The organism is Neorhizobium sp. R1-B, from assembly GCF_004368875.1.
In the GTDB taxonomy this organism is placed as follows: domain Bacteria; phylum Pseudomonadota; class Alphaproteobacteria; order Rhizobiales; family Rhizobiaceae; genus Neorhizobium; species Neorhizobium huautlense.
Genome location: NZ_SOEM01000001.1, coordinates 14,946 through 39,028, shown reverse-complemented (window position 1 = coordinate 39,028; position 24,083 = coordinate 14,946). Strand labels below are relative to the sequence as shown.

The window sequence follows — 24,083 nt, the reverse complement described above, 5'->3', positions numbered from 1 at the left end:
AATCACTCCATAGGTTCCTTTTGTAACGCCAGTTCAACAAAACTTTCTGAAGCGCCTTCGCACAAGCAGGAACCTAGCAGCAATTGACAATCACATTTACGTTTACGTAAAAAGCAAACAGGCATGCGGCCGTGTTGGAATCGGGTAGCATCAGGCAGGCGGAGCTGCCGTGGGAGGAGAGCATCATGTATAAGGCACCGGTCGAAGAGATCGCTTTCACATTGAATCACGTAGCAGGCCTAGCGGAGGCGGTGGAGATGAGCAGATTTGGCGATCTCAGCGCCGATCTCGTCGAAGCCATCCTCGAAGAAGCAGGCCGTTTTGCTGGCAACGAAATGGCGCCGCTGGGAGAGATCGGCGACAGGCAGGGCGCGCGGTTGACCGACGGGAAAATTAAAACGCCGGACGGGTGGCCGGAACTCTACCGCCACTGGCGGGAAGGGGGCTGGAACGGGCTGACGGCGCCGGAAGCCTTCGGCGGTCAGAACCTGCCGCATATGCTGAACGTGGCGGCGCTCGAAATGTGGAATTCCGCTTCCATGGCTTTCGCGCTTGCCCCGACGCTGACCATGGGCGCGATCGAGGCGCTCGTCACGCACGGCAGCGACGCGTTGAAGGAAAAATATCTCGCAAAGATGGTGTCCGGCGAATGGACCGGCTCGATGAACCTGACCGAACCGCATGCGGGCTCGGACCTCGGCGTCCTGAAAACGCGCGCCGAGCGTCGCGACGACGGCACCTACCGCATTTTCGGCCAGAAGATCTTCATCACCTGGGGTGAGCATGATGTGGCCGACAACATCATTCATCTGGTCCTGGCGCGGCTTCCCGACGCACCGGCGGGCACGCGCGGCATCTCGCTTTTCCTCGTCCCGAAATTCCTGGTGAACGAGGACGGTTCACTTGGATCCCGAAACGACGTCTTCTGCCACTCGATCGAACACAAGCTCGGCATCCACGGCTCGCCGACCTGCACGATGATCTACGGTGATGGCAAGTTCGGTGACGAAAAGGGAGCCATCGGCTGGATCGTCGGTGAGGAGAACAAGGGGCTCGCCTGCATGTTCACGATGATGAACAATGCCCGCCTAGCGGTCGGCATGCAGGGTGTTGCCATCGCCGAAGCCGCAACCCAGAAGGCGCTCTCCTATGCCCATGAGCGTACCCAGGGCAAGGCTCCCGGCTGGTCCGGTTCCGGCATGAGCCCGATCATTGAACATCCCGACATCGCCCGGACGCTGATCACCATGAAGGCGCTGACGCAAGGCGCGCGCGCCATCTGCTATGCCTGCGCCCATGCGACCGATATGTCGCACCACACCGAGGGTGATGAGGCCCGCCATTGGGCCGAGCGGGCAGCACTTCTGACGCCGATTGCCAAGTCCTTTGCGACCGACATCGGGGTCGAAGTCGCTTCGCTCGGCATCCAGGTACATGGCGGCATGGGCTTCATTGAGGAAACCGGAGCTGCCCGCTACCTGCGCGATTCTCGTATCGCTCCGATCTACGAAGGCACCAACGGCATCCAGGCGATCGATCTGGTGACACGCAAGCTGCCGCTCTCTTCGGGTCAACAGGTGCAAGGCTTCATCGGCGAATTGAAGCAGATCGCCGAGAGGATCTCGGCTTCGAACGACACGGCTTTCGGTGAGACCGGCGACCGGCTGCGTGCCGCGATTGCGGCTCTTGAAACCACGACCCATTGGCTGCTGGAGACGCAGGCTGCCGGAAATGCGGCTGACGCTCTGGCTGGCGCGACCCCCTATCAGCGCCTTTTCGGCCTGACTTTGACCAGCTGCTATCTCGCCAAGGGCGCGCTTGCCAATACCGGGGACGGCGGAGTTGAAAAGCGCGTCGCGCTATGCCGCTTCACGGCGGAGAACCTCCTCGCCGAAACATCGGCCTTGAAGGACCGCGTCGTTTCCGGCGCTGCAAGTCTCCAAGCTGCCCGCGCAATCCTCGCCTGAAGGAGCTTTTCCGTGAGCGACAACCATATCCTCGTCGAGCGTCCGGAAGCCCAGCCGGGCGTCATGGTCGTCCGGTTTAACCGGCCGGAAAAGAAGAACGCCATTACTTCGGCCATGTATAACCGCATGACAGCAGCGCTGAACGAGGCAAACGAGGACGAAGCGGTGAGAGCCGTTGCATTCCTCGGCACGGAGGGGTGCTTTTCTGCCGGCAACGACATGGGCGACTTCCTTGGCTATGCCATGTCCGGTTCGACGGAACCGCCTGCTGCCGCCGTCTTCATCAAGGCGCTTGCGGTTGCGGAAAAGCCTTTGGTGTCCGGCGTGGACGGGTTGGCGATCGGCATCGGTACCACGCTCAACCTTCACTGCGACATGACGGTCGCCTCCTCCCGCAGCCTGTTCAAGACGCCTTTCGTCGATCTGGCATTGGTCCCGGAAGCAGCTTCCAGCCTGCTCGCTCCGAAAGTGATCGGCCATCAGCGCGCTTTCGCCATGCTGGTGGCAGGAGAGGGCTTTTCGGCCCAGGCAGCGCTCGACGCCGGACTGATCTGGAAGATTGTCGAGCACGATGCAGTGGAAACGGAAACGCTGTCACTCGCCGCAAGCCTCGCAAAAAAACCGCCGCAGGCCTTGAAGATCGCCCGCGATCTGGTGCGCGGGCCGCGGGAGGCCATTCTTGCGCGCATGGACGAGGAACTGGTGCATTTCTCAGCACAGTTGAAGAGTGCCGAGGCGCGCGCCGCCTTCCAAGCCTTCATGCGGCGTTAACGCTGACAATCAAGAGAACGGGCGTCCCGACTTCTTTTGGGGCGCGGCCGGGAATAGATTGTGCCGCAAGGAGGACTCATGCGCACTATCTTGCTTGGTCTGATGATCCTGTCGGCTGCCTGTTCAACGACCTCTGCCGGGACGTCGCCGCTTGCAGGCTCTCAGACGCCATGGAGCTTCGCCCAGTATCAGGGTGACACCCATACCCGGACTGATGACCGGCCTCAACGGCCTCAGCGCTACGTCTGCGTGGTCCCGCCGCCACAGAGCGATGATCGCGACCGGCCCTATGTTTGCCGCGTCGACGCCGGACGGGTGGGTGGACGCTGCCGCTGCCCGAATGTTGTCGGCAATGGGCGTCTAGATCTCGACTATTGAGCAAGTGTCGGTTTTCTAAATTCAATTAAATCTTAATAAGCCATCCCTAACTCTTGCTGTAGTACAAGAATCGGGGACGTGCATGCGTAAGAGAACGAATCTGATGACCCGCATCCTCATTGCGGCATCGGTTGTTGTAATGGTCGCGTTGGCAGCTTTTTCGGCGCATATCTATTGGGTTCAGCAGACTGCGACGACAAGGGCGGTCCATGACAACATGAGCTCTTCGGGCCGGCAGGCAGCGGAAAGTCTTGCAAACTGGATGAATGGCCGCATCGTGCTGACAAGCATGGTGGCCGATGCCGTTGCGGCAAATTCCGCAGACGTTCTTAAGGTCCTCGACAATCAGGTGCTGACGAAGCAGTTCGTGAGTACCTATTTCGGCGACGAAGCAGGCGTGTTCACCATGTGGCCGAAACTGCCGATGCCGGAGGGTTACGATCCGCGCAAGCGCCCGTGGTACAAGGACGCGGTCTCAGCAAACGGACCGGTGTTGACCGAGCCTTATGTGGACGCCTCAAGCGGCAATCTGATCGTCAGCGCCGCAGTGCCTGTCAAGGCGGACGGCAAGTTGGCCGGTGTCGTCGGAAGCGATTTTGCGCTCGACGCCATCGTCAATCTCATCAAGTCCGTCGATGTCGGGGTTGAGGCCACAGCCTTCCTGGTCAACAAGAACGGCACCATCCTTATTCATCCCGACAGCAAGCTGATTGGAAAGACGCTTGCCGACATGTTCCCGCAGGATACGCCGAAGCTTGGGGCTGATCTCGTCGATACCCGCCTTGCGGGCAAGGACGTGCTGGTGAGCTTTGTCCCCGTCGCCGGCCTGCCGAGCGTCGAATGGTCCCTCGGCTTTGCGGTCGACAGCGACGCTGCCTATGCGTCGTTGCGCGATTTCAGAAACAGCGCGATTGTCGCGACCGTTCTGGCGGTCGCCTTGATGATGGCCGCGATGGCTTGGGTCCTGAACCAGTTTGTGGTGCGCCCCGTAACCGATATGACGAAAGCCATGGAAATGCTCGCGGCAGGACAGCTGTCCATCGCCGTCCCGGGCGAAGAGCGCCGTGACCAGATCGGCGCCATGGCCGCTGCCGTCGCAGTCTTCAAGGCCAACGCGATGGAACGCGAGCGGCTGGAAGGTGAAGCGGAAACTGGCCGCCGTCTGACTGAAAGCGAACGGCGTGAACGGGAAGCGCAGAGGGCCCGCGAGGAAGCCGAGATACGTTCTGTCGTCGAAGGTTTGGCCGAGGCGTTGAAGGCGCTTTCTGCGGGCGATCTTGCCTATCGGATCGAAAAAGCATTCCCGCAGCATCTCGATCGCCTGAGGGACGATTACAATACCTCTGTCGCCCAGTTGCGTTCGGCTCTTCAGACGGTCGGAGCAAATGCCCGCACGATCGATGCAGGTGCGGCGGAAATTCGCCATGCGGCCGATGGGCTTGCTCACCGCACGGAGCAGCAAGCGGCCTCCGTCGAGGAGACCGCCGCTGCTCTGGAGGAAATCACCACCACCGTCCGCGATACCGCTCATCGAGCCGAAGAGGTTGGTGCGCTGGTGACGCGAGCCCGCGACGGTGCTGAGCAATCCGGCAATATCGTTGCCAAGGCAGTCTCGGCGATGAACGAGATAGAGGAATCTTCCGGCAAGATTTCCAATATCATCGGAGTGATTGACGATATCGCCTTCCAGACGAACCTTCTGGCGTTGAACGCCGGCGTCGAAGCTGCCCGCGCGGGAGAGGCCGGCAAGGGTTTTGCCGTTGTCGCCCAGGAAGTGCGCGAACTTGCACAGCGCTCGGCTCAGGCCGCCAAGGAGATCGAGGCCCTGATCAGCGCATCCAATATGCAGGTCCGTTCCGGCGTGACGCTGGTCGCCGATACCGGCACTGCGTTGAAGAGCATCATGACCCAGGTTCAGGAGATCAGCCGGCATGTCGGCGCGATCGTCACGGCGACGCGCGAACAATCCACCGGCCTCAACGAGATCAATCATGCGGTCAACGCCATGGACCAGGGTACGCAGCAGAATGCCGCAATGGTCGAGGAACAGACGGCGGCAAGCCATGGCCTGGCGGCGGAAGCGGCCAAGCTAATGGAATTGCTCTCGCAATTCAATCTTGGCGGTAGCGAAGGGGCCGGTACAAGGTCTCAGGTTAGTCGCTACGCGGCCTGATTGTCGACTTGAGATTGGTGCCCGCCCGGTGAGGCGGGCATTTTCATTTCCGAAGTAGCGCCACCGTTTCGACATGCGGAGACCAGAGGAACTGATCGATCGGAGTCACTGAGGTGATGCGGTAGCCCCCATCGACGAGGATCCGAAGATCGCGGGCAAGCGTGCCCGGATTGCAGCTGACGGCGGCTATGCTCTTGATGCCGGAGCGGGCAAGTTCCTTGACCTGCGCCTCGGCTCCGGCGCGCGGCGGATCGAAGACCACCGCGTCGTAGTTCTTCAATTCCAGGAGCGTCATCGGCCGGCGGAAGAGATCGCGTTTTTCCACGCTTACCGGCTTCAGGCCTTGTGTGTTTCGAGCGGCATGATCGAGGGCCTTCAGCGATTTTTCCTCGCCTTCAACCGCATGTACCTTGGCCATGCGGGCAAGCCTCAGGGCAAAGGTTCCGGAGCCCGCGAAGAGATCGAGCACGCGTTTGGCCTTTGGCAGATGGGAAAGCACCAGATCGGCCATGGCGTCTTCGGCGGGTTTGGTCGCTTGGGTAAAGGCTCCCGGCGGCGGCGAGACCTTGACGCCGCCGAAGTCGATCAGCGGTTTTTGTGGCTCGATGAGGACCTCGCCATTGACCGAGACACGAGCGATCCCCTTGAGGCCCAGGACGGTTTCAGTCGCGGCGCGACGCTGCTTGTCGGAAAGCGGCTTCAGGTCATGGGCGGCGAGATCGAGTCCGGAAAGCGTTTCCAGCACCGTAATGTGAAAGGTATCGGAGCCGACCGCCAACGCTTGTCCGACCGCCCGGATAGCTTCGAGCCGCGCCATGATGCCGGGTGAGGCGATCGGACATTCCTCGATCGAGACGATATGGTTGGTCTCGGCACGGTTGAAGCCGAGCAGAAAATCCTTTTCTGTCTTGCGGGCCGAAAAGACCGTCCGCCGCCGCTCGCCGGGCTGCGCGACGACAAGCTCGCCCACCTCCGGCGCAAGACCCTTGGATTTCAGCGCCTCGACCACCAATTCACGTTTGAAATCGCGATAAGGGGTCTCGGCCAGATGCTGAAGCGAACAGCCGCCGCAGGCGTCCCGGTCAGGGTCGAAATGGCGACAGAGCGGCGTGATGCGGTCCGGCGAAACCTGCGCGATCGACATCAGTGAACCATGGTTGCCGTTGCGGGCGATTGCCACCGTCTCGCCTGGCAGCGTATGCGGCACGTAGACCGGGCCTTGATCGCTTTCCGCAATGCCATGGCCCTGCGCACCGAGCCGCGTGATCTTGACTGTTTCTGTGCTCATTCCGGTTTCTTTCCTGCGAGCAGGAATTCCTGATTGCCATCGCCGCCCGCTATTGGGGAAGGGATCAGGCCAAGGCTCGTCCAGCCCATATCTTCCGTCAGCCAGCGTTCCAGTTCGGCCGCAACCTGGGGCGCCGTCTCAGGCTCCCGCAGCAGACCTCCCTTGCCGATCGCCTCACGGCCGGCTTCGAATTGCGGCTTGACAAGAAGCACGCATATGGCCCCTGGCGTTGCGAGGTTCAACGCCGGCGGCAAGGCAAGCTTCAGCGAAATGAAAGACACGTCCGAGACAACGAAATCGATCGCACGGCCGCCGATATCGTCCGCGGTGAGATTGCGTGCGTTCAATCCCTCTATATTCGTCACGCGCTGATCGTCGGCAATCTTCTCGTGCATCTGCCCGTGACCGACGTCGAGCGCGGTGACATGGAACGCGCCACGTTCGAGCAGCACCTGCGTGAAGCCGCCGGTGGAGGCGCCCACGTCGAGGCAATTCGTGCCGCGTGGGTCAAGCGAGAAATGATCGAGCGCTGCGACGAGCTTGAGGGCCGCCCGGGATACGTAATGCTTTGCGGGGTCATCGACAGCAATCCTCACATCCGGTGAGAGCAGCTGGCCCGGTTTGGTCACCACCTGGCCGTTCACCGTAACCGTGCCGCGTGCAATTGCGTCGCGCGCCCGGGAGCGGCTGTCGAACAGTCGAAGGGACACCAGGAGTTGGTCGAGGCGTTGGTTTTCTGCGGTTTTGGACATGATATTATGTCAATGCCCGCCCCGCATGTTGCTGGCAAGGCCATCGCCTATGAAAACTTGGGAGACGGTTCAACGTAATTTTAATCGACTTGCGGTTTTCTGCGGATGGAGGAGACGCCCAGGCTGTGTCATCCGGAAAAAGCGAAAGTCGTCATGTCACTAAAAAATCTCTCCCTCAATAAAAAACTGATCATTACCTTCGTGGCTCTGATGTCGGTCTGCCTGCTCGCTTCGGCGGGCGTCTACTGGCAGTCCTTGAGGTCTAACCGCGCCTCCGTGCAGCAGATCACTGCGCAGGAAATCATGATGAACGTCGATGCGGCGCTCGAGGCGATGCTGGAGCAGGCTGTCAACCAGCGCGGCTTCCTGCTCTTCAAGAGCGACAGCACTTACAAGGATGTGTTCGTCAACCGCGACAAGATGATTGCCGCCATCGACGCTGCCAAGAAGGCAGCCGCAGGCATCCCGGACCTCATCGCTTCGCTCGACGCCATGCGCGCAGCCGCCGACGTCTTCCACACCCAGCTGACCGAACCCCAGCTTGCCGCACGAAAGAATACCGATATGCCGATCGATCAGGTGATCGAAATCGGCCGCAACCAGGCCAAGGGCCAGCTCGACGGCTTCCGCGACGCCGCGGCTAGAATCAAGAAGCAGGCGATGGACCTGACGACGGGTACGCGCATCGAGCAGGCCGACGCGTTTGGTGACTTGCTGATGGCGCTCCTCCTAGGTGGCGGCCTCGCCGGCGCGATCGCAGCGGGCCTGGTCTGGGCTTTGTCGCGGGCGATCGTCACCCCGATCATCGGCATGACGGAGGCCATGACCTCTCTCGCCGGCGGCAACCATAACATTGATGTTCCCGCTCTCGATCGCGGTGACGAGGTGGGCCTGATGGCCAAGGCCGTTGCGGTCTTCAAGGATGCCGCGATCGAAAAGCAGCGGCTTGCCCATGACGCCGACGCGCTGCGTGAGACCAATGAGCGCGAACGTCTCTCCAACGATGCGCAGAAAGCCAAGGAAGCCGCCGAGATTGAATTCGCCATGGACTCGCTCGCTTCGGGCCTCGCAAGCCTTGCCAATGGCGATGTCGCCTATCGGCTTGAAAAGCCGTTCTCCGGCCGTCTGGACCGGCTACGGACCGATTTCAACCAGGCGCTCGAGAAGCTCCAGGCAGCCCTCCGCGCAGTTGGCGACAACGCATCCGCAATCAGCGCGGGCGCCGTCGAAATCCGTGCCGCTGCCGACGACCTCGGCCGCCGTACCGAACAGCAGGCGGCTTCTGTCGAGGAGACCGCGGCCGCACTCGAAGAAGTGACGACGACCGTCCGGGAATCGGCCCGTCGCGCTGAAGATGTCGGCCAGCGTGTGCAGCGCGCCCGGATCGGTGCCGAGAAATCGGGCGAAGTGGTTCGTCGCGCCGTCTCCGCCATGGAGCAGATCTCAAAGTCCTCCGGCGAGATCATCAATATCATCAGCGTCATCGACGACATCGCGTTCCAGACGAACCTGCTTGCCCTGAACGCCGGCGTCGAAGCCGCCCGTGCGGGGGATGCCGGCAAGGGCTTTGCCGTCGTCGCGCAGGAAGTTCGCGAACTCGCCCAACGTTCGGCCAACGCGGCAAAGGAGATCAAGTCGCTCATCACGACCTCCAGCCAGCAGGTCGATGCCGGCGTGGCTCTGGTCGGGGAAACCGGTCAGGCGCTGGAAGCGATCGTCGGCGAGGTGCAGCAGATCAACGAGCATCTGAGTGCGATCGTCATCTCCACCCGCGAACAGTCCACCGGGCTGCAGGAGATCAATACCTCCGTCAACACCATGGATCAGGGCACGCAGCAGAACGCGGCCATGGTGGAAGAGCAGACTGCCGCGAGCCACAAGCTCGCCCATGAAGCCGAGGCATTGGATGCGCTCCTGAAGCAGTTCAATCTCGGAGGACCTTCCACTGGCCGCATCGCACGACCGATGGCCGCTCCTGCCGAAGCCCGCCCCGCAGCATCGCCCGTCAATGCATTGCGCTCGACGGTCGCCCGTGCCTTCTCCGGCAAGACGGCAACCGCAGCCGCGGTGAGGGAAGACTGGTCGGAATTCTGATCCCCGAACAATAAAATGCCAAGGCAGGCCGGAATGCTTTTTGGCCTGCCTTTTCTGTTTAAAGGTTCCGGTCTATCGTCCGGCCCAACCAGGCTGGAGGGATGGAAATGCGGTGGACCTTTTTGTTGGGCGGGCTTTTATTGGCCTCCAATTCGGCCTTGGCCAATGATACGACCGCCGAACTGACGACCGGCGGTCTCATCTACTCCCAGACCTCCGAAGTGACCATGGAAGAGGAAAACCTCTACATTTCCCAGGACGAGGTTCTGGTGGACTATGTCTTCAGGAATAGCGGCAAGAGCGATTTTGAAAGCATCATCGCTTTTCCCATGCCGGATGTCGTCGGCGGTTCGCAAAGCGACATTGCTTACGGTGATCCGGAAAGCGACAACTTCCTTGGTTTTTCGGTCATTCAGGACGGCAGACAGATCACGCCGCAGCTGCAGCAGCGGGTGATCGCGATGGGCATCGATCGCACCGAGGAATTGCTGGCTCAGCAAGTTCCGTTTCTGCCCTATAGTGAAAAGACTGGCGAGGCGCTCAAGAACCTGCCCGAGGACGTCAAGAAGCGTTGGATCTCCGAGGGCTTGGTCTATGTCGATCGCTACGATGCCGGAAAGGGCTGGCAGGAGGATCTGCGGCCGGTCTGGACGTTGCGTTCCGTCTATTGGTGGAAAACCACGTTTCCCGCCGGGAAACCAGTACGCGTCAGCCACCGCTACAAGCCGAGCGTCGGCGGCACGGTTGCCATGAGCTTCATCGAGGATGGCAAGCCGGGTTTCAACTACGACACCTACGTGGATCGCTATTGTCTCGATACCGGCTTCATGAAGACCGCCGCCAAGCTGGAAGCGGCCGCAGGCAAATCCGGGCCGCACTATACCGAGCAATGGGTGTCATACATCCTCACCACCGGCGCCAACTGGAACGGACCGATCGGCAAATTCAAGCTGACCGTCGACAAAGGGCGTCCGCAAAACTACGTCAGCTTTTGCGGCAATGGCGTGAAGAAGGTCGGTCCCACGACCTTCGAGATGACGGCGACGGATTTCTATCCGGAAAAGGATTTGCACATCCTGTTTCTGACGACGGCCGACAACTGAGTAGATCCGTCACCCCGCGAAACCGACGCCGATCCGGGTTTGGCCGAGCGCGTTGAAGACGGTGGAGACGATGCCGGCGCGGTCGAGGCCGGCCTTGGCATACATGGCATCCGGGCTCGCCTGTTCCATCCAGATATCCGGCAGGACCATGGAGCGGATCTTCAACCCGTTGTCGAGCAATCCCTCGGAGGCGAGGAATTGCAGCACGTGACTGCCGAAGCCGCCGACGGCGCCTTCCTCGATGGTGATCAGCACCTCGTGATGGCGGACGAGCTGACGGATCATGTCGTGGTCGAGCGGCTTGGCGAAACGGGCATCCGCGACGGTTGTTGAAAGTCCGGCTGCGTCGAGATCTTCTGCCGCCAGCAGACAGTCCTTGAGCCTTGTGCCGAAGGAGAGGATCGCAACCTTTGCTCCCTGCTTCACGACGCGGCCCTTGCCGATTTCGAGGATCTCACCGCGCTCCGGCAGTTCGACACCGACGCCTTCGCCGCGCGGATAGCGAAACGAGATCGGGCCTTGGTCATAGGCTGCGGCAGTGCGCACCATGTGCTTCAACTCGGCTTCATCGGCGGCAGCCATCACCACCATGCCAGGCAGGGTGGCGAGGAAGGTCGTGTCGAACGATCCCGCATGGGTCGGCCCGTCGGCGCCGACGAAGCCGGCACGGTCGATCGGGAAGCGGACGGGAAGGCCCTGGATTGCCACGTCATGTACGACCTGGTCGTAGCCGCGCTGCAGGAAGGTCGAATAAAGGGCACAGAACGGCTTGTAGCCTTCCGCGGCCAGACCGGCCGCGAAGGTCACCGCATGCTGCTCGGCGATGCCGACATCGAAGGTACGCGAGGGAAAAGCGTCAGCAAATTTGTCGATGCCGGTGCCGTTCGGCATGGCGGCGGTGATTCCGACGATCTTCTCATCGAAACCTGCTTCCTGCACCAGTGCTGCGCCGAAGACGCTGGTATAGCTCGGCGCATTCGGCTTCGATTTTGCCTGCGCGCCGGTAATGACATCGAACTTGTTGACACCGTGGTATTTGTCGGCTGCGGCTTCCGCCGGGGCATAACCCTTGCCCTTCTGCGTGCAGACATGGATCAGGACAGGGCCCCGGGCATTGTCGCGGACATTGCGCAGCACGGGAAGGAGGTGGTCGAAGGAATGGCCGTCGATCGGGCCGATATGATAAAAGCCCATCTCCTCGAACATGGTGCCGCCGGTGACATAACCGCGAGCATGCTCAACGGCGCGGGTTATCGCCCGGTCGATCCCGCGGCCGAGATAGGCGGTCAGTTTCTTGCCGAGGTCGCGGAAGCCCATATAGGTGCGGCCCGAGGCAAGCCGCGCCAGGTAGGCGCTCATCGCGCCCGTCGGCGGAGCGATCGACATGTCGTTGTCGTTGAGGATGACGATCAGCCGGGCATCGAGCGCGCCGGCGTTGTTGAGAGCTTCATAGGCCATGCCCGCAGACATCGCGCCATCGCCGATCACCGAAATCACGTTGCGCTTTGACTTCGAAAGATCGGCTGCCACCGCCATGCCGAGGCCGGCGGAAATCGAGGTGGAAGAGTGCGCGGCTCCAAACGGGTCGTATTCGCTCTCGGCCCGCCGCGTGAAGCCCGAAAGCCCGCCTTCCTGGCGGAGTGTCCGGATACGGTCGCGTCGGCCGGTGAGGATCTTGTGCGGATAACATTGGTGGCCGACATCGAAAATCAGCCGGTCGTCGGGCGTGTTGAACACCTTGTGGATGGCGATTGTCAGCTCCACGACGCCGAGACCCGCACCGAGGTGCCCCCCGGTCCGCGACACCGCATCGATCATCTCATCGCGCACTTCACGGGCAAGCTGCGGCAGGTCGCGGTCATCGATCTCGCGAAGATCAGCGGGAAGCATGACCTTGTCGAGCAACGGCGTGATAGGCGTTGATGTCACAGGGGCTGGCCTTTTCTGCTCTTGTCCGGAAGTCTGTCCTTCCACAAGATGAGAAGAAAACAGGCTTTTTCAAGTTGTCGAAACCCCGGTTCTAACCGATTTTAACCCATCGGCAAGGGGACAAACTCCTCCTCGTCGCCCGGCACGATATCAAAACGGCCCGTACGCCATTCCTCCTTTGCCTTTTCGATTCGCTCTTTCGAGGAGGAAACGAAGTTCCACCAGATATAGCGTTTGGAATTGAGAGCAGCGCCGCCGAACAGCATGAGGTGACAGCCCTGCGGGCCGCCGTCGAGCGTGATCGGGTCGCCGGGGCGGAAGACCAGAAGCTGATCGGCAGCGAACCGGTCGCCGGCGACGACAAGTTCGCCGGACAGGATGTAGATGGCTCTTTCCTCGTGCTGAGCGGCGAAGGGAAAGCGACGCCCGGCTTCCAGCCGCAGGTCGACATAGAGCGTATCTGTAAACATCGGGACCGGAGAACCAAGTCCTTCAAACGAACCGATCACTACCCGTCCCCTGGCGCCGGCCGCATCGATCACGGGCATGGCTTCTTTGCCGGTGTGGGCAAAGGCCGGGTCGATCTCCTCCTTGTCGTCCGGCAGCGCCAGCCAGGTCTGCAGGCCGGACACCGAAAGCGGATGGCCGCGCAGGTTTTCCGGCGTGCGTTCCGAATGGACGATGCCGCGGCCGGCCGTCATCAGGTTGATGTCGCCGGGACGGATGACGAGTTCGGTGCCAAGGCTGTCACGATGCTTGATCTCGCCGTCGAAGAGATAAGTAACCGTGGAGAGCCCGATATGCGGGTGCGGCTTGACATCCAGAGCCTCGTCGGCGCGCAGCAGTGCAGGCCCCATCCGGTCGAAGAAGATGAACGGCCCGACAAGTCGCCGCTGCCGGGTCGGCAGGGCGCGCCTGACGGCAAAGCCGCCAATATCGCTGGTCCGTGGAATGATCAGGTTCTCGATCGCATCGCAGGCGAAAGCATCACCGGCAACCGGGTCTGTTCCGGGAAAGAAGGACATGGGCTGATCTCCGTCTCGATTGATGGAGAAGCTAGCCCGAGATTGAGTATTCGAACAACCGAAACCGGAGAAACAGTGTGTTTCTCATCCGAGGGTCTGGTTTACCCGAAATGCCCGCCGATCAGGCGGCTCCATTGTTCGCCTGCCAATCCGTTCAGAAAACCGTCCCCGGACTGGATGGCCTGCCGGATGTGGGGGTCTCGACAATGAAGCACGCTTGATGCGCTGTTGATGAATGCGATCCGCTTGCCGAGCATCGCTTCCATCAGGAAAGGCTGCGTTCGCCCGCGCACCGCATTTGCGCCCTTGGTTGCTGCATGGGCGATTACCGCATCCACAACTGTCTCCTCCTGCGAAGGGGCGGCAAGCATCTGGACGATCCGGGCGGTGATCTGGGGGCGCCAATGGTAAAAGAAGCCTCCGATAGGCTCCTCCACGCGATTGAGAACGGCGCAAAACGCCGGGTGCCCGAACTCGGGTTTCTCCAACGTCTTCGAAATCACCCTCAAAACCTCCTCGCGAGACCAGCCGGGCCTCAGGAGAAAGCGTTCGGTCATCATTGCAAAAAGGTCTGCAAAAGCCTCTTGACCGATTTCCCGGATGGAAATCCCGCCCTTTGTGGAAAGCGTGGCTGAGACACCAAGCCAACGCAGCCGGTCGGGCGACGTACGGCGCTGGAAGAGATTGTCCGCGCGCGACGCGATCTGCTTGAAAAGGCCGAGCCTCGGGTAACGGCGCTCGGCATTCTCCAGCGCGAAGGCGGCGGGCCGGATGACGCGGACCCAGTCGAGACTGTAGGACGGCAAGGCAATTCCGCCGAGATGTTTCCACATCCGCATCGAGACTTCGCTGGCGGTTTCACTGAAAGAGAAATCCTGCGGGCCGTTCAAGGCTGCTCTGAGCATCTTTGCTCCAGCGAGGGGATTGCCGGAGCGCTCGTCCACCATGATGGAGGTCAGGAGCGCGGCTCTGACAGGCCGATCTTCGAACCGCATGGGTAGAACATGCCGTCCTACAAACCCGGAAATCTCGCCGCCCTCGGCAACGTGGACGAGAGAGGGAAGGTCGGCTGCACAGGCTTCATCCTCGATATAAAGTTCCTGGAGGTATCCGATCAACTCCGGTGAGGGGTCATGGCCAGACTGGCGGAATATGCGCTGGAACAGCGCAGCCACGACTGGAATATCGGTGCCCGTCAGCGGGCGTATATGACCCATCCTGTTTCTCACGCCTGCGCCGGCATCCGATCGGCCGCAGGCCCGTTATGGGCAGCCGGCACGTCCTCAGCATATTCATAAGGCCGGTGATAGCGACATCCGGTGAAAAGAGGTTCAAGCGGGAGGCTAAACCTTTAAGGAACTGGTTCTTTTCAGAGCGGCCTCAGATCATCCATCATGGACAGGGCGAAAGAACCGCCGCCTCTCCAGACGTCGCACCGATCGTCAGGCAGCCGCGCTCATGGCACAGCAACCATCCGCCGCCCGTCGCTCCGGATGCGGCGAGCATAAGGCGCGGCTGAGGCGGTAGCGTCGGATGCCACACCCACCAGCCGTCCTGCAGTCTGGCATCCGGTCCTGGTTCCATCCCGGCACCGGAACCTTTGATGGCTGCTTCGCGAATCTCTAATCCGTCGGGCGTCACAGCCCAAGTCTCACGCCATTCGGTCTTCTGGACCGAATGGCTCCAGGACAATGTAAAAAGCATAGCGGCGACGGTAGCCAGTTTGCCGCCGGCAAGGATGCAGAGGCTCATGTAAGCGCTGGTGCGGCGGGCGCTCCGCGATTGCGCCACCAGTGCTGAGCGACCACGATGATGCCGAGCGCCCAACCCAGTTCGTCTGTCCAGGGCAGAGCCATGACGAGGCTCGCGCCTGCGACAAGCAGCCGCTCCCAGATCGCCATGCGCGCGAAAAGAAAGCCGACCACCGCCGTGCCCCACAACGCGATGCCGAAGCACGCCTTCAGGAAGACGTAGATCACCTCTACCGGATACCCCCAGGTGGCTGCTATCGTCCCGGGATCCTGCAGCATCAAAGCCGGGGTATAGACAGCCATGAAGGGTACGACAAAGCCTGACGTAGCGAGTTTTGTCGCTTCGATCGAGATCTTGAAGCCGGAGGTTTTTGCCATGGGGGCTGCAGCAAAGCACGCAAGTGCCACCGGCGGTGTCAGGTCAGCCATGATGCCGAAATAGAAGACGAACATGTGGCTGACGATCAGGGGCACTCCGAGTTCCAGGAGCGCCGGACCGGCAAGCGACGAGGTGATGATGTAGTTCGGGATCGTCGGAATGCCCATGCCGAGGATCAGGCAGGTGATCATCGTCAGCACCAACGACAGGAACATGCTGTGCTCCCCGACACGGATGATGGCGCCGACGAAAGTCGACGCGATGCCGGTGAGCGTCAGTGTACCGATGACGATGCCGACGATGGCGCAGGCAATGCCGACGGGAAGCGCATTCTTTGCGCCTTCCGCCATGGCATCCCGGCAGATGGCAAGCGTTTCCTTGCCGCCTTTCACGAAAAGACAGCCTGCGATCAGCGCCAGGATGACGATCGCCAGAAAATCGACCCCGTAGCGCAGGAAGGACGCGGCGGCGAGGCCGAGAACAATCCAGAAGACGATCCGGAAGGCCAGTGGACCGATACTCGCAGCCAGCGGCATTCCAAGGATGAGCACGATGACCAGCGCCAGCCCCATGGTTCCGGCGAAGATGGGCGTATATCCCGCAAAAAGCAGATAGACGAGTGCGGCAAGCGGAAGAATGAGCGGCCAATGTTCCCTGACTGCCGCCCAAGGGTTCGGGAGATCTGCTCTGCTCATCCCTTTCAGCCCGGCTTTGCCGGCTTCCAGGAAAACCATCCAGAAGCAGACGCCGAAATAGAGGATCGCCGGGATGATCGCCGCCTTGACGACTTCCGCATAGGAAACGTTCAGGGTTTCGGCCATGATAAAGGCAACCGCGCCCATGACAGGCGGCATGATCTGCCCGCCCATCGAGGAAGTTGCCTCGACACCGCCCGCAAAGGCGGAGCGGAAGCCGAAACGCTTCATCAGCGGGATGGTAAACTGCCCTGACGCCACCACGTTGGCGACGCCGGAGCCGGAGATCGTGCCCATTAGCGCTGACGACATGACGCAGACCTGTGCCGGTCCGCCGCGCCAGGTGCCGACCAGGCCCAGCGCAAAGTCGTTGAACAGCGCCAGCATGCCGGCTCTCTCGAGAAAGGCGGCAAACACGACGAAGATGAAGATATAGGCGGCCGAAACGTAGATCGGCGTACCGTAGATGCCTTCGGTGCCGTAGGCGAAGTTTTCGACGATCTGCTCGAAATCGTAGCCGCGGTGGACGAAAGGTCCCGGCGCGTATTGACCGAGGAAACAGTAGGCAAGGAAGATGCCGGCGATGATCGTCAACGGCAGGCCCATCAGCCTTCGCGCGGCTTCGAACACGAGGATGACGAGTGCAGTTCCGACGATGAGGTCCGGCGTCGTCAGGAACCCGGCCCTTTGTATTAGATCCTCGTAGAAGACCCAGTTGTAGACCCCTGTAAGGAAGCCGAGAACACCCAGAGCCCAGAACCAGATTTTACCGGCCTTGGTCTTGGCGACGAGATTGCCGAAAAGCACGAAGCCTAGCAGCAGCAGGAAACCCACATGCATGGCGCGGACGATCTGGCTGGCGAGCGTGCCGTAGGCGGCTGTCCAGAGCTGGAACAGGCTAAAGGCGAAGGCGATCCAGAAGGCTGCGCGTCCTGTCCAACCTTCGCCGAAGCCTGCCGGCAGCCCCTCTATCGCTTCCTCGGCGCTTTGCGGTGTCATTGGATGATGCGTTGCGGATTGGGACATCGTCTCTCCGGAATCGGCCGACTAGGGCGAACTCCCCACGGTCCCCGAACGGGGGGAACTGGGAGCGAATACAAGGCGATAGGAGCGAGGCAAACGCTTTGCTCGCGGCTTGGCTTCTCGTCGCCCCTCGATCCGCCTTCTCCCCATCGGGGAGAAGGCGGATGCGCCGCTCTTACTTCAACAGGCCGGCTTCCTTATAGTAGCGCTCGGCACCGGGGTGCAGCGGCACCGGCATGCCGTCTAGCGCCTTCTTCGCATCGATCGCCTTGGCGGCGGCATGTGCCGCGGTAAGCTTTGGCAGGTTTTCGAAGAGAAGCTTGGTCATCTGGTAGACCGTCTCGTCGGAAACGCCGGAATGGGTAATCAGGAAGTTTCCGACCGCTGCGGTTTCCACGTCAGCGGTCTGGCCTTCATAGGTGCCCGCCGGAATGACGGCGGAAAGATAGGGCGCGCCGATTTTCTCGACTTCTGCCTTCGGGATCGCCACGACATTGATCTTGAGTGAGGTGGCGAGGTCGCGGATGGAAGCTACGCCAAGGCCCGCCGACTGCAATGTCGCGTCCAACTGCCGGTTCTTGATAAGCTCGACAGATTCGGCGAAGGGCAAGTATTCGGTCTTGCCGAGATCCTTGTAGGACATTCCCGCTGCCTCGAAGATCGCCCGCGCATTGAGCTCGGTACCGGATTTCGCCGCACCGACGGACAGGCTCTTGCCCTTAAGATCGGCAAGCGTCTTCACGCCGGAGTCGGCGCTGGCAACCACCTGGATATAGTTGGGGTAGATGGCGGCGATGCCGCGCAGCTTGTCGAGCTTGCCGGGAAAGCCTGCTTCCTTGTTGCCCTTCCAAGCTTCCTGCACCGAATCTCCAAGCGAGAATGCGATCTCGCCGCGTCCGGCCTGTAGCAGGTTCAAGTTTTCGACCGATGCCTTGGTGGCCTGCACCTGCGTGCGGACATCCTTGATGTTCTGGCCGTAAATCTCCGAAAGCGCGACGCCGAGCGGATAATATACACCCGACGTCCCGCCGGTCAGCACGTTGATGAATTCGGCAGCCCTCGCGCCGGAAGCCGAAAGCACCGTCGACATGGCCATCGTTGCGGCAAACATCAAATTGATTTTGTTGGATTTCACGCCAAACGTCACGATTGTCTCCTCCCAAAGCAACCCTTCAGATGACGGCTATCATGGGGAGGCGGCCACGGGGCGTCAATCGCTTTATGACGTGATCGCGGCGATGGTCGTAAGACTTTGGTTTTAGAGTGCGTGGTCGTTTCCGAGGCACGCAGCCACCTCAAGGATATCCAAAACCCGGACCAAGCCCGGCCTTTACCCGGTCGATGAACGCGCTTTTGAGCTCATTGTAACGCGCCCGGCTGTCGGGGGCGCTGGCAACAGCATTTTCCTTGATGGCGATATAGCTTTCACGCAGATTTTGATCGCTGCGCAACGCATCCCTGAGCGCCAGGTTCGAAACCCACGAATATCCGCCGAGTTGCACAAGATGGACGAGGTGCGTCCGCTCGGTGTGGTCCCGTCCCCGCCCGAAGATATGATGGCCCGGCACGCCGGCATGCGCCGCATAATCGTATCCGAGCGCCAGAAGCGGGTCATAGCAGGCTTGCCAGTCTGAAAGGGGGGCCAGGCCGATGATGATGTCGAGGATCGGTTTGGCGCGCATGCCGGGTACGGAGGTCGAACCGTAATGCTCTATCTCCTTCGCCAAACCGCCCAGTGCAACAGAAATTCGCTGATGTTCCGCCGCGAATTCCACCGGCCATTGCGGATCGTAATCGACGAGGACGTTCGTGTTGTGCTTGAGGCCAAGCACCATGTCCTCTCTCCGCAATTATTCGCCGTCAAGCGGCTCGACGCCCTGCGGCTTGCCGGCGCGGTCCAGGCGGATCTTTTCAATCCGGTTCTCGGCAGCGGCCAGCAGCTTTTCGCAATGCTTTTTCAAGGCTTCGCCGCGCTCGTAGATGGCGATCGATTCATCGAGCGCCACATCGCCGCGCTCGAGCCGCGCGACGATGCTTTCGAGCTCGGCCACCGCCTTTTCGAAGGAATAGCCGCTCACATCGACGGTCTCGTTGCTCTCGGTCATTTCTATCCCCTCATCAGTCTGCAGATATGCATGCCGGCCGATTCGGCCAGTCCTTCCAGATCATAGCCGCCCTCCAGCAGGCTTACGACCCGGTTGTTTGCGTATTTGCCGGCGATCTCCATCAGCCGTCCCGTCGCCCAGTCGAAATCGTCGCCGACGAGGTTGATCTGCGCCAGCGGATCGCGGTGGTGGGCATCGAACCCCGCCGAGATCAGAATGAAATCCGGGCGGAAGTTTTCGAGTGCCGGCAGCACCCGGCTCTTGAAGGCTTCGCGAAAGTGCTCGCTGCCGGTGTCGGGCGAAAGCGGAGCGTTGACGATATTGCCGTCCTTGCCGCTTTCGTCCTTGGCGCCGGTGCCGGGATAAAGCGGCATCTGGTGCGTGGAGCAGAACAATACCGACGGGTCGTCCCAGAAGATGTCCTGAGTGCCGTTGCCGTGATGCACGTCCCAGTCAACGATCGCGACGCGTTCCAGCCCATATTTTCGCTGCGCATGACGCGCGGCGATCGCGACGTTGTTGAACAGGCAGAAGCCCATATATTTGTCTTTTTCGGCATGATGGCCCGGCGGACGAGCCGCGACGAAGGCATTGTCCACCTTGCCGGTGAGCACGTCGTCCACGGCCGCCATGGCTCCGCCGATGCCGGTCAGTGCCGCCTGCAGGCTCTTCGGCCCCACATAGGTGTCCGCCTCGATCTGGCGAATGGTGTCTTCCTCGGGAATTTCCCGCATCACGGCGCGCAGGTACCTTTCGGGATGGGCGAGCAGCACCGTATCCTCGTCCGCCTGAGGGGCCTGCTTGCGATCCAGCTTTTCGAAATTCGGGTGCTGCAGGGCGATCGCCAGCGACCGCAGCCGGTCTGCACGTTCCGGATGCCCTTCGGGCGTGCGGTGTTCGAGGAAGATGTCGTGTTCGTAAAGGCGCGTGGTCATGCGGCGGCCTCATGAGGTTGTCTGCCCGACATGGCGCAGATGGCGTGATTTTTCAAGCATGCTCCTTTTGTCTCGGAGCTTGTTTCGAATGAAAGAATGGTCTTACATGGGAATACAAGCGAGGAAGTAAGGTGGCCAAGGACACAGTAAAATCGCAGGAATTCCGGGTGCCCTTTCGCGATGTGGACATGAATGGGGAGATGTTCCGTGCTGCCTATGTCGTTCGCGCCGAGGAAGCGCTCACCGAGTTCTGGCGGCGGCGTAAGCCGCAGAAGGACGATCCATTCTTCGCGATCGGCAAGATTACCTGTACGTTCCACGCTGCCCTGAAGTTCGGTGATCTTGTGCATACGCATGTGGGGGTCAGCAAGATCGGCGGAAAATCGGCCGGCTTCCTGGTGCATATGTTGCGTGGCGATGAAGCCGTGGCGGAGGCTGAAGTCGTCTGGATCGCCTGCGATCGGGAAAGCAAGGAGCCGGTCGCGCTTCCGGAAGACCTGCGCGACTGGCTCTACGGTTTCCTGGATTGATCAGGCCCTCTGCGGCAGCAGCGGATAACCGACCATTACCGCGCGGCCTGCAAGTGCTGCGATCAGCGCCTTGAAGCAATCGCCCGGGATGAAGGCAAGCGATCCGAGGAAGGCCTTGGAAAAGCCAAGCCCGGTGACGAGCGCCAGATAGGTGATCCCGAAAGCATAGAGCACGACGACGCCGCCGATCAGCGCAGCCAGGAAGAAATTCACGCCCTGGACGAGGCCGGTCTGGCCCCGGTCCACGAAATGTTCGGCGATGTAGCCCGTCACGAACGCCGCGAAGACCCAGCCGATGAGATAGCCGGTGGTTGGCGCCGCAAAGACTGCAAGACCGCCGCGGCCGCCGGAGAGCACGGGCAGGCCGATTGCGGCAAGCAGAAGAACCAGGAGGACGGCGAAGGTACCGCGCTTGGAACCCAGAACCACGCCCGCAAGCATGACGCCGAGCGATTGGGCGGTGATCGGTACCGGAATGAAACCGAGCGTGATCGGCGGCAGCAAGCCGAGCGATACGATGATTGCGGCGAACAAGGCGGCCAGGACGAGATCCCGCGTGGTCATGCTTTGTGATTCCTTAATACCGGATAACGGGTCATCTCTGCGCACGAATACCCCGTGCGTCAATGGCTGCGGCGATCTCGTCGGCATTCTTGAGCGTCAGAATGATCAGCGGAACCGCGAGCGTCAAGACGCGAGGCTTCAGCCCGCGGGCTCGATGAGCATCCTGAATGGCATGGTAGCGGTCCAGTATTTCCGGCACGAAACGAATGACGAGGCCGATCGACAGGCCGATGTCGGCTGCCTTGACGAGGCCGAGACGCTCCAAAGGCCAGGCGGCGAGCGTGATTTCGTCGATAAACTCGCCAATCCCGGTCGTAGCCGTCACCGCTGCCGCGAGCAGCATCAGGCTCGTCAGCCGAAGCAGCACGGTTGCAGCCTCTTCGACAGAGCCGACGAGCAGCGTGAACAGGGCAACGACGGCAATGGTCAGGAAGATCGGGCGGAGACGGGCGAGCGACTGACGTAGGCCGATCCCGAGCGATGCATATATCGCGACACTTATCACGGCGGCCAGCGCCAGCGGCGGGATCGACCTGAACAAGAACAGAGCAATGCCGGCGGCAGCGAGGCCGAGAAGTTTGGTGCGCGGCGCAAGCCGATGCAGCAGGCTGTCGCCTTCGACGTAAAGCGTCTTCATCGGGTAAGCTCCCGGTAGCGCCTGATCGTATCGGCAGGCCGGCCATCGGCGGCAAGCCGGCCCTCGTGAAACAGCAGGACGCGGTCGAAATCTTCGATCAGCTCCAGATCATGGCTGATCACCATGATGTTCTCGTCCAGGCCTTCGATAGTCCGCCTTACCAGCTCGCGGTTTTTCAGATCGAGCTGATTGGTGGGTTCATCCATGATCAGGATGTCCGGCTCCGTCACCAGAACCGAGGCCAGCGCCGCAAGCTGCAATTCGCCGCCGGAAAGCTCGTGAGCCCGGCGGCCCGCCAGATGACTGATGCCGAACCGTTGGAGCACTTTGGCCACGGCGACGTCGGTCTCCTGTCTGGAAAGCTTTCGGTTTTTGAGACCTAACGCGATGTCTTCCTTCAGGATCGGCAGGATGATCTGGTTTTGAGGGTTCTGAAAGATGAAGCCCGTTTCGGCGCGGACCTTTTCACCATCCTTGCTCGTGTCGAAGCTGTTGACGACGACGTGACCTGAGGAGGGGATGACAAGCCCGTTGATCATCCGCGCAAAGGTCGTCTTGCCTGAACCATTGAGGCCGATGATCCCGATGCGCCGCTCGCTCAGCGAAAGGGTAAGGGGATGGAGGACGATACGCCCATCGAAACGCGCTTCTGCTTCCTCGAAACGAATATCCAAGCCGGTCCCTCGCTTTGAGCCGTCTATAGACCGGAAAATGAGGGAGGGGAATGCAGAACCGAACGTGAACATTGAAACGGCGGCGAGCGCGGTCTACTCTGCCTTTCATGGCGATTCTCATTCCGAACGATCTAGCCCGAAAGATATTCCTCGAGCGGCAGCGGCTTTCCCAGCCGCCCGGCCGCGCTCTTACCAAGGCGGGGCTCCTGCAGCTCATCGATGATCTTGGCTTCGTTCAGGTCGATAGCATCGCGACGGTCGAGCGCGCCCATCACATGATCCTCTTCTCGCGCAATCAGACCTACAAGCGCGACCATCTGACAGCGCTACTGGAGAAGGACCGCGAACTTTTCGAGCACTGGACCCACGACGCTTCGATCATTCCGTCGCGGATGTTCCGTTACTGGAAGCATCGCTTCCGCCGTCGCGAGCCGATCCTTGCGGAACGCTGGAGGAAGTGGCACGGCGATGGGTTCGATTCCGCTTTCGAGGAGACTTTCCGGCATATCGCGGAAAACGGCGCAATCATGTCGCGGGACATGAAGGTCGAGGATCACAAATCCGGCGGTTGGTGGAATTGGCATCCGAATAAGACGGCACTGGAATATTACTGGCATATCGGAAAGCTCGCGATTGCGGGTCGGGTGAATTTCCAGAAGATCTACGACCTCGCTGAAAGGGTCATTCCGCCGCATCACCATGAGCCGGAGGTGAGCCACGAGGAATTTATCGACTGGGCTTGCCGCAGCGCGCTTGAGAAGCTCGGCTTTGCAACATCGGGCGAGATTGCCGCGTTCTGGGATATCGTCACGCCCCAGGAAGCCAAGGAATGGGTCACGGGCCATCGCGACGAATTGACGGAAGTTCTGGTGGAACCTGCCGACGGCGGCAAGCCGCGCGCCTCCTTTGCATTTGCAGGGTTTCCCGAAAATCTGGGTGATCTTCCCGAGCCGCCTGCCCGGGTGCGCGTGCTCAGCCCATTTGACCCGCTCCTGCGGAACCGGGACCGCGCAGAACGCCTTTTTGACTTCTTCTACCGCATAGAGGTTTTTGTGCCCGAGCCGAAACGGCAATACGGCTATTATGTCTTCCCGCTGCTTGAGGGCGAGCGGATGATTGGCCGGATCGACATGAAGGCCGACCGAAAATCGAATATGCTGGACGTGAAGCGCCTGTGGCTGGAAAAAGGCGTTCGCCCGTCTGCCGGCCGTCTGGAAAAGCTCGAGGCCGAGCTTCTCCGGGTCGCGCGCTTTGCCGGCGTGGAGAAGATTTCATATCAGCATGGCTGGCGCGGCTAGCCTTCCGGGCGG

At 60.8% G+C, this 24,083-nt stretch carries 22 protein-coding genes; 8 read left to right on the top strand and 14 right to left on the bottom strand.

Going from position 1 to position 24,083, the window contains the following annotated elements; all coding sequences use genetic code 11:
* Positions 1-185: 185 nt before the first annotated feature.
* The 4 genes from EDE05_RS00145 to EDE05_RS00130 all read left to right on the top strand — a co-directional run bounded on the left by EDE05_RS00145 (position 186) and on the right by EDE05_RS00130 (position 5,289).
* The gene (locus tag EDE05_RS00145; protein WP_134099325.1) at positions 186-1,967 is read left to right on the top strand and encodes an acyl-CoA dehydrogenase; all 1,782 of its coding nucleotides are present in this window, start codon (positions 186-188) and stop codon (positions 1,965-1,967) included.
* 12 nt (positions 1,968-1,979) lie between these two features.
* Positions 1,980-2,738, top strand: a complete 759-nt coding sequence (locus EDE05_RS00140; RefSeq protein WP_134099322.1) for a crotonase/enoyl-CoA hydratase family protein — start codon at positions 1,980-1,982, stop codon at positions 2,736-2,738.
* Between the two features lie 78 nt (positions 2,739-2,816).
* Positions 2,817-3,116: a hypothetical protein gene (locus EDE05_RS00135; RefSeq protein ID WP_134099319.1), complete on the top strand. Its 300-nt coding sequence runs from the start codon at positions 2,817-2,819 to the stop codon at positions 3,114-3,116.
* Between the two features lie 82 nt (positions 3,117-3,198).
* Positions 3,199-5,289: a methyl-accepting chemotaxis protein gene (locus EDE05_RS00130; protein WP_134099316.1), complete on the top strand. Its 2,091-nt coding sequence runs from the start codon at positions 3,199-3,201 to the stop codon at positions 5,287-5,289.
* A 43-nt stretch (positions 5,290-5,332) separates the two neighbouring features.
* Here the strand turns inward: EDE05_RS00130 and EDE05_RS00125 are convergent, their stop codons facing one another.
* Complete coding sequence (locus EDE05_RS00125) at positions 5,333-6,577, bottom strand: class I SAM-dependent RNA methyltransferase (RefSeq protein ID WP_134099313.1); 1,245 nt, start codon at positions 6,575-6,577, stop codon at positions 5,333-5,335.
* Positions 6,574-7,329 carry a TlyA family RNA methyltransferase gene (locus EDE05_RS00120; RefSeq protein ID WP_132408766.1) on the bottom strand — a complete coding sequence of 252 codons (756 nt, stop codon included), beginning with the start codon at positions 7,327-7,329 and terminating at the stop codon, positions 6,574-6,576. Before EDE05_RS00120 ends, EDE05_RS00125 begins: the two co-directional genes overlap by 4 nt.
* Before the next feature lie 153 nt (positions 7,330-7,482).
* Here EDE05_RS00120 and EDE05_RS00115 point away from each other — a divergent pair, with 153 nt between their 5' ends.
* Positions 7,483-9,423, top strand: a complete 1,941-nt coding sequence (locus tag EDE05_RS00115) for a methyl-accepting chemotaxis protein (RefSeq protein WP_134099310.1) — start codon at positions 7,483-7,485, stop codon at positions 9,421-9,423.
* 107 nt (positions 9,424-9,530) lie between these two features.
* On the top strand, positions 9,531-10,526 hold the full coding sequence (locus EDE05_RS00110; RefSeq protein WP_134099307.1) for a DUF4424 domain-containing protein: 996 nt from the start codon (positions 9,531-9,533) through the stop codon (positions 10,524-10,526).
* 9 nt (positions 10,527-10,535) lie between these two features.
* Here EDE05_RS00110 and dxs read toward each other — a convergent pair whose 3' ends face one another.
* The 9 genes from dxs to EDE05_RS00065 all read right to left on the bottom strand — a co-directional run bounded on the left by dxs (position 10,536) and on the right by EDE05_RS00065 (position 20,368).
* A complete protein-coding gene (gene dxs, locus EDE05_RS00105) occupies positions 10,536-12,455 on the bottom strand; it encodes a 1-deoxy-D-xylulose-5-phosphate synthase (RefSeq protein ID WP_134099304.1) in 1,920 nt (639 codons plus the stop codon).
* Between the two features lie 101 nt (positions 12,456-12,556).
* Positions 12,557-13,480 carry a pirin family protein gene (locus EDE05_RS00100; protein WP_134099301.1) on the bottom strand — a complete coding sequence of 308 codons (924 nt, stop codon included), beginning with the start codon at positions 13,478-13,480 and terminating at the stop codon, positions 12,557-12,559.
* A 101-nt stretch (positions 13,481-13,581) separates the two neighbouring features.
* A complete protein-coding gene (locus EDE05_RS00095; protein ID WP_132408776.1) occupies positions 13,582-14,697 on the bottom strand; it encodes a hypothetical protein in 1,116 nt (371 codons plus the stop codon).
* 175 nt (positions 14,698-14,872) lie between these two features.
* Complete coding sequence (locus EDE05_RS00090) at positions 14,873-15,232, bottom strand: DUF1850 domain-containing protein (protein WP_105373274.1); 360 nt, start codon at positions 15,230-15,232, stop codon at positions 14,873-14,875.
* Positions 15,229-17,331: a TRAP transporter permease gene (locus EDE05_RS00085; protein ID WP_134099298.1), complete on the bottom strand. Its 2,103-nt coding sequence runs from the start codon at positions 17,329-17,331 to the stop codon at positions 15,229-15,231. The genes EDE05_RS00090 and EDE05_RS00085 overlap by 4 nt, the downstream gene beginning before the upstream one ends.
* Positions 17,332-17,503: 172 nt before the next feature.
* A complete protein-coding gene (locus tag EDE05_RS00080) occupies positions 17,504-18,439 on the bottom strand; it encodes a TAXI family TRAP transporter solute-binding subunit (protein ID WP_134099858.1) in 936 nt (311 codons plus the stop codon).
* A gap of 184 nt (positions 18,440-18,623) precedes the next feature.
* Complete coding sequence (locus tag EDE05_RS00075; protein WP_132408778.1) at positions 18,624-19,163, bottom strand: GrpB family protein; 540 nt, start codon at positions 19,161-19,163, stop codon at positions 18,624-18,626.
* Positions 19,164-19,178: 15 nt separating this feature from the next.
* Positions 19,179-19,433, bottom strand: a complete 255-nt coding sequence (locus tag EDE05_RS00070; RefSeq protein ID WP_105373271.1) for an exodeoxyribonuclease VII small subunit — start codon at positions 19,431-19,433, stop codon at positions 19,179-19,181.
* A gap of 2 nt (positions 19,434-19,435) precedes the next feature.
* Entirely contained in the window at positions 19,436-20,368 is a 933-nt protein-coding gene (locus tag EDE05_RS00065; protein WP_134099295.1) for a histone deacetylase family protein, read from the bottom strand.
* A 131-nt stretch (positions 20,369-20,499) separates the two neighbouring features.
* Here EDE05_RS00065 and EDE05_RS00060 point away from each other — a divergent pair, with 131 nt between their 5' ends.
* Entirely contained in the window at positions 20,500-20,898 is a 399-nt protein-coding gene (locus tag EDE05_RS00060) for a thioesterase family protein (protein WP_245505057.1), read from the top strand.
* On the opposite strand, the gene EDE05_RS00055 is transcribed toward EDE05_RS00060, so the two are convergent.
* Genes EDE05_RS00055 through EDE05_RS00045 form a run of 3 tightly spaced genes read right to left on the bottom strand, consistent with a single transcriptional unit; the run spans position 20,899 to position 22,773 of the window.
* Positions 20,899-21,462, bottom strand: coding sequence for a biotin transporter BioY (locus tag EDE05_RS00055; RefSeq protein WP_105373268.1), 564 nt, complete (start codon positions 21,460-21,462; stop codon positions 20,899-20,901).
* A gap of 31 nt (positions 21,463-21,493) precedes the next feature.
* Positions 21,494-22,099, bottom strand: coding sequence for an energy-coupling factor transporter transmembrane protein EcfT (locus tag EDE05_RS00050; RefSeq protein ID WP_105373267.1), 606 nt, complete (start codon positions 22,097-22,099; stop codon positions 21,494-21,496).
* A complete protein-coding gene (locus tag EDE05_RS00045; protein ID WP_134099292.1) occupies positions 22,096-22,773 on the bottom strand; it encodes an energy-coupling factor ABC transporter ATP-binding protein in 678 nt (225 codons plus the stop codon). The genes EDE05_RS00050 and EDE05_RS00045 overlap by 4 nt, the downstream gene beginning before the upstream one ends.
* 107 nt (positions 22,774-22,880) lie before the next feature.
* On the opposite strand from EDE05_RS00045, the gene EDE05_RS00040 reads away from it, so the two are divergent.
* Positions 22,881-24,071: a winged helix-turn-helix domain-containing protein gene (locus EDE05_RS00040; protein ID WP_105373265.1), complete on the top strand. Its 1,191-nt coding sequence runs from the start codon at positions 22,881-22,883 to the stop codon at positions 24,069-24,071.
* Positions 24,072-24,083: the final 12 nt, after the last annotated feature.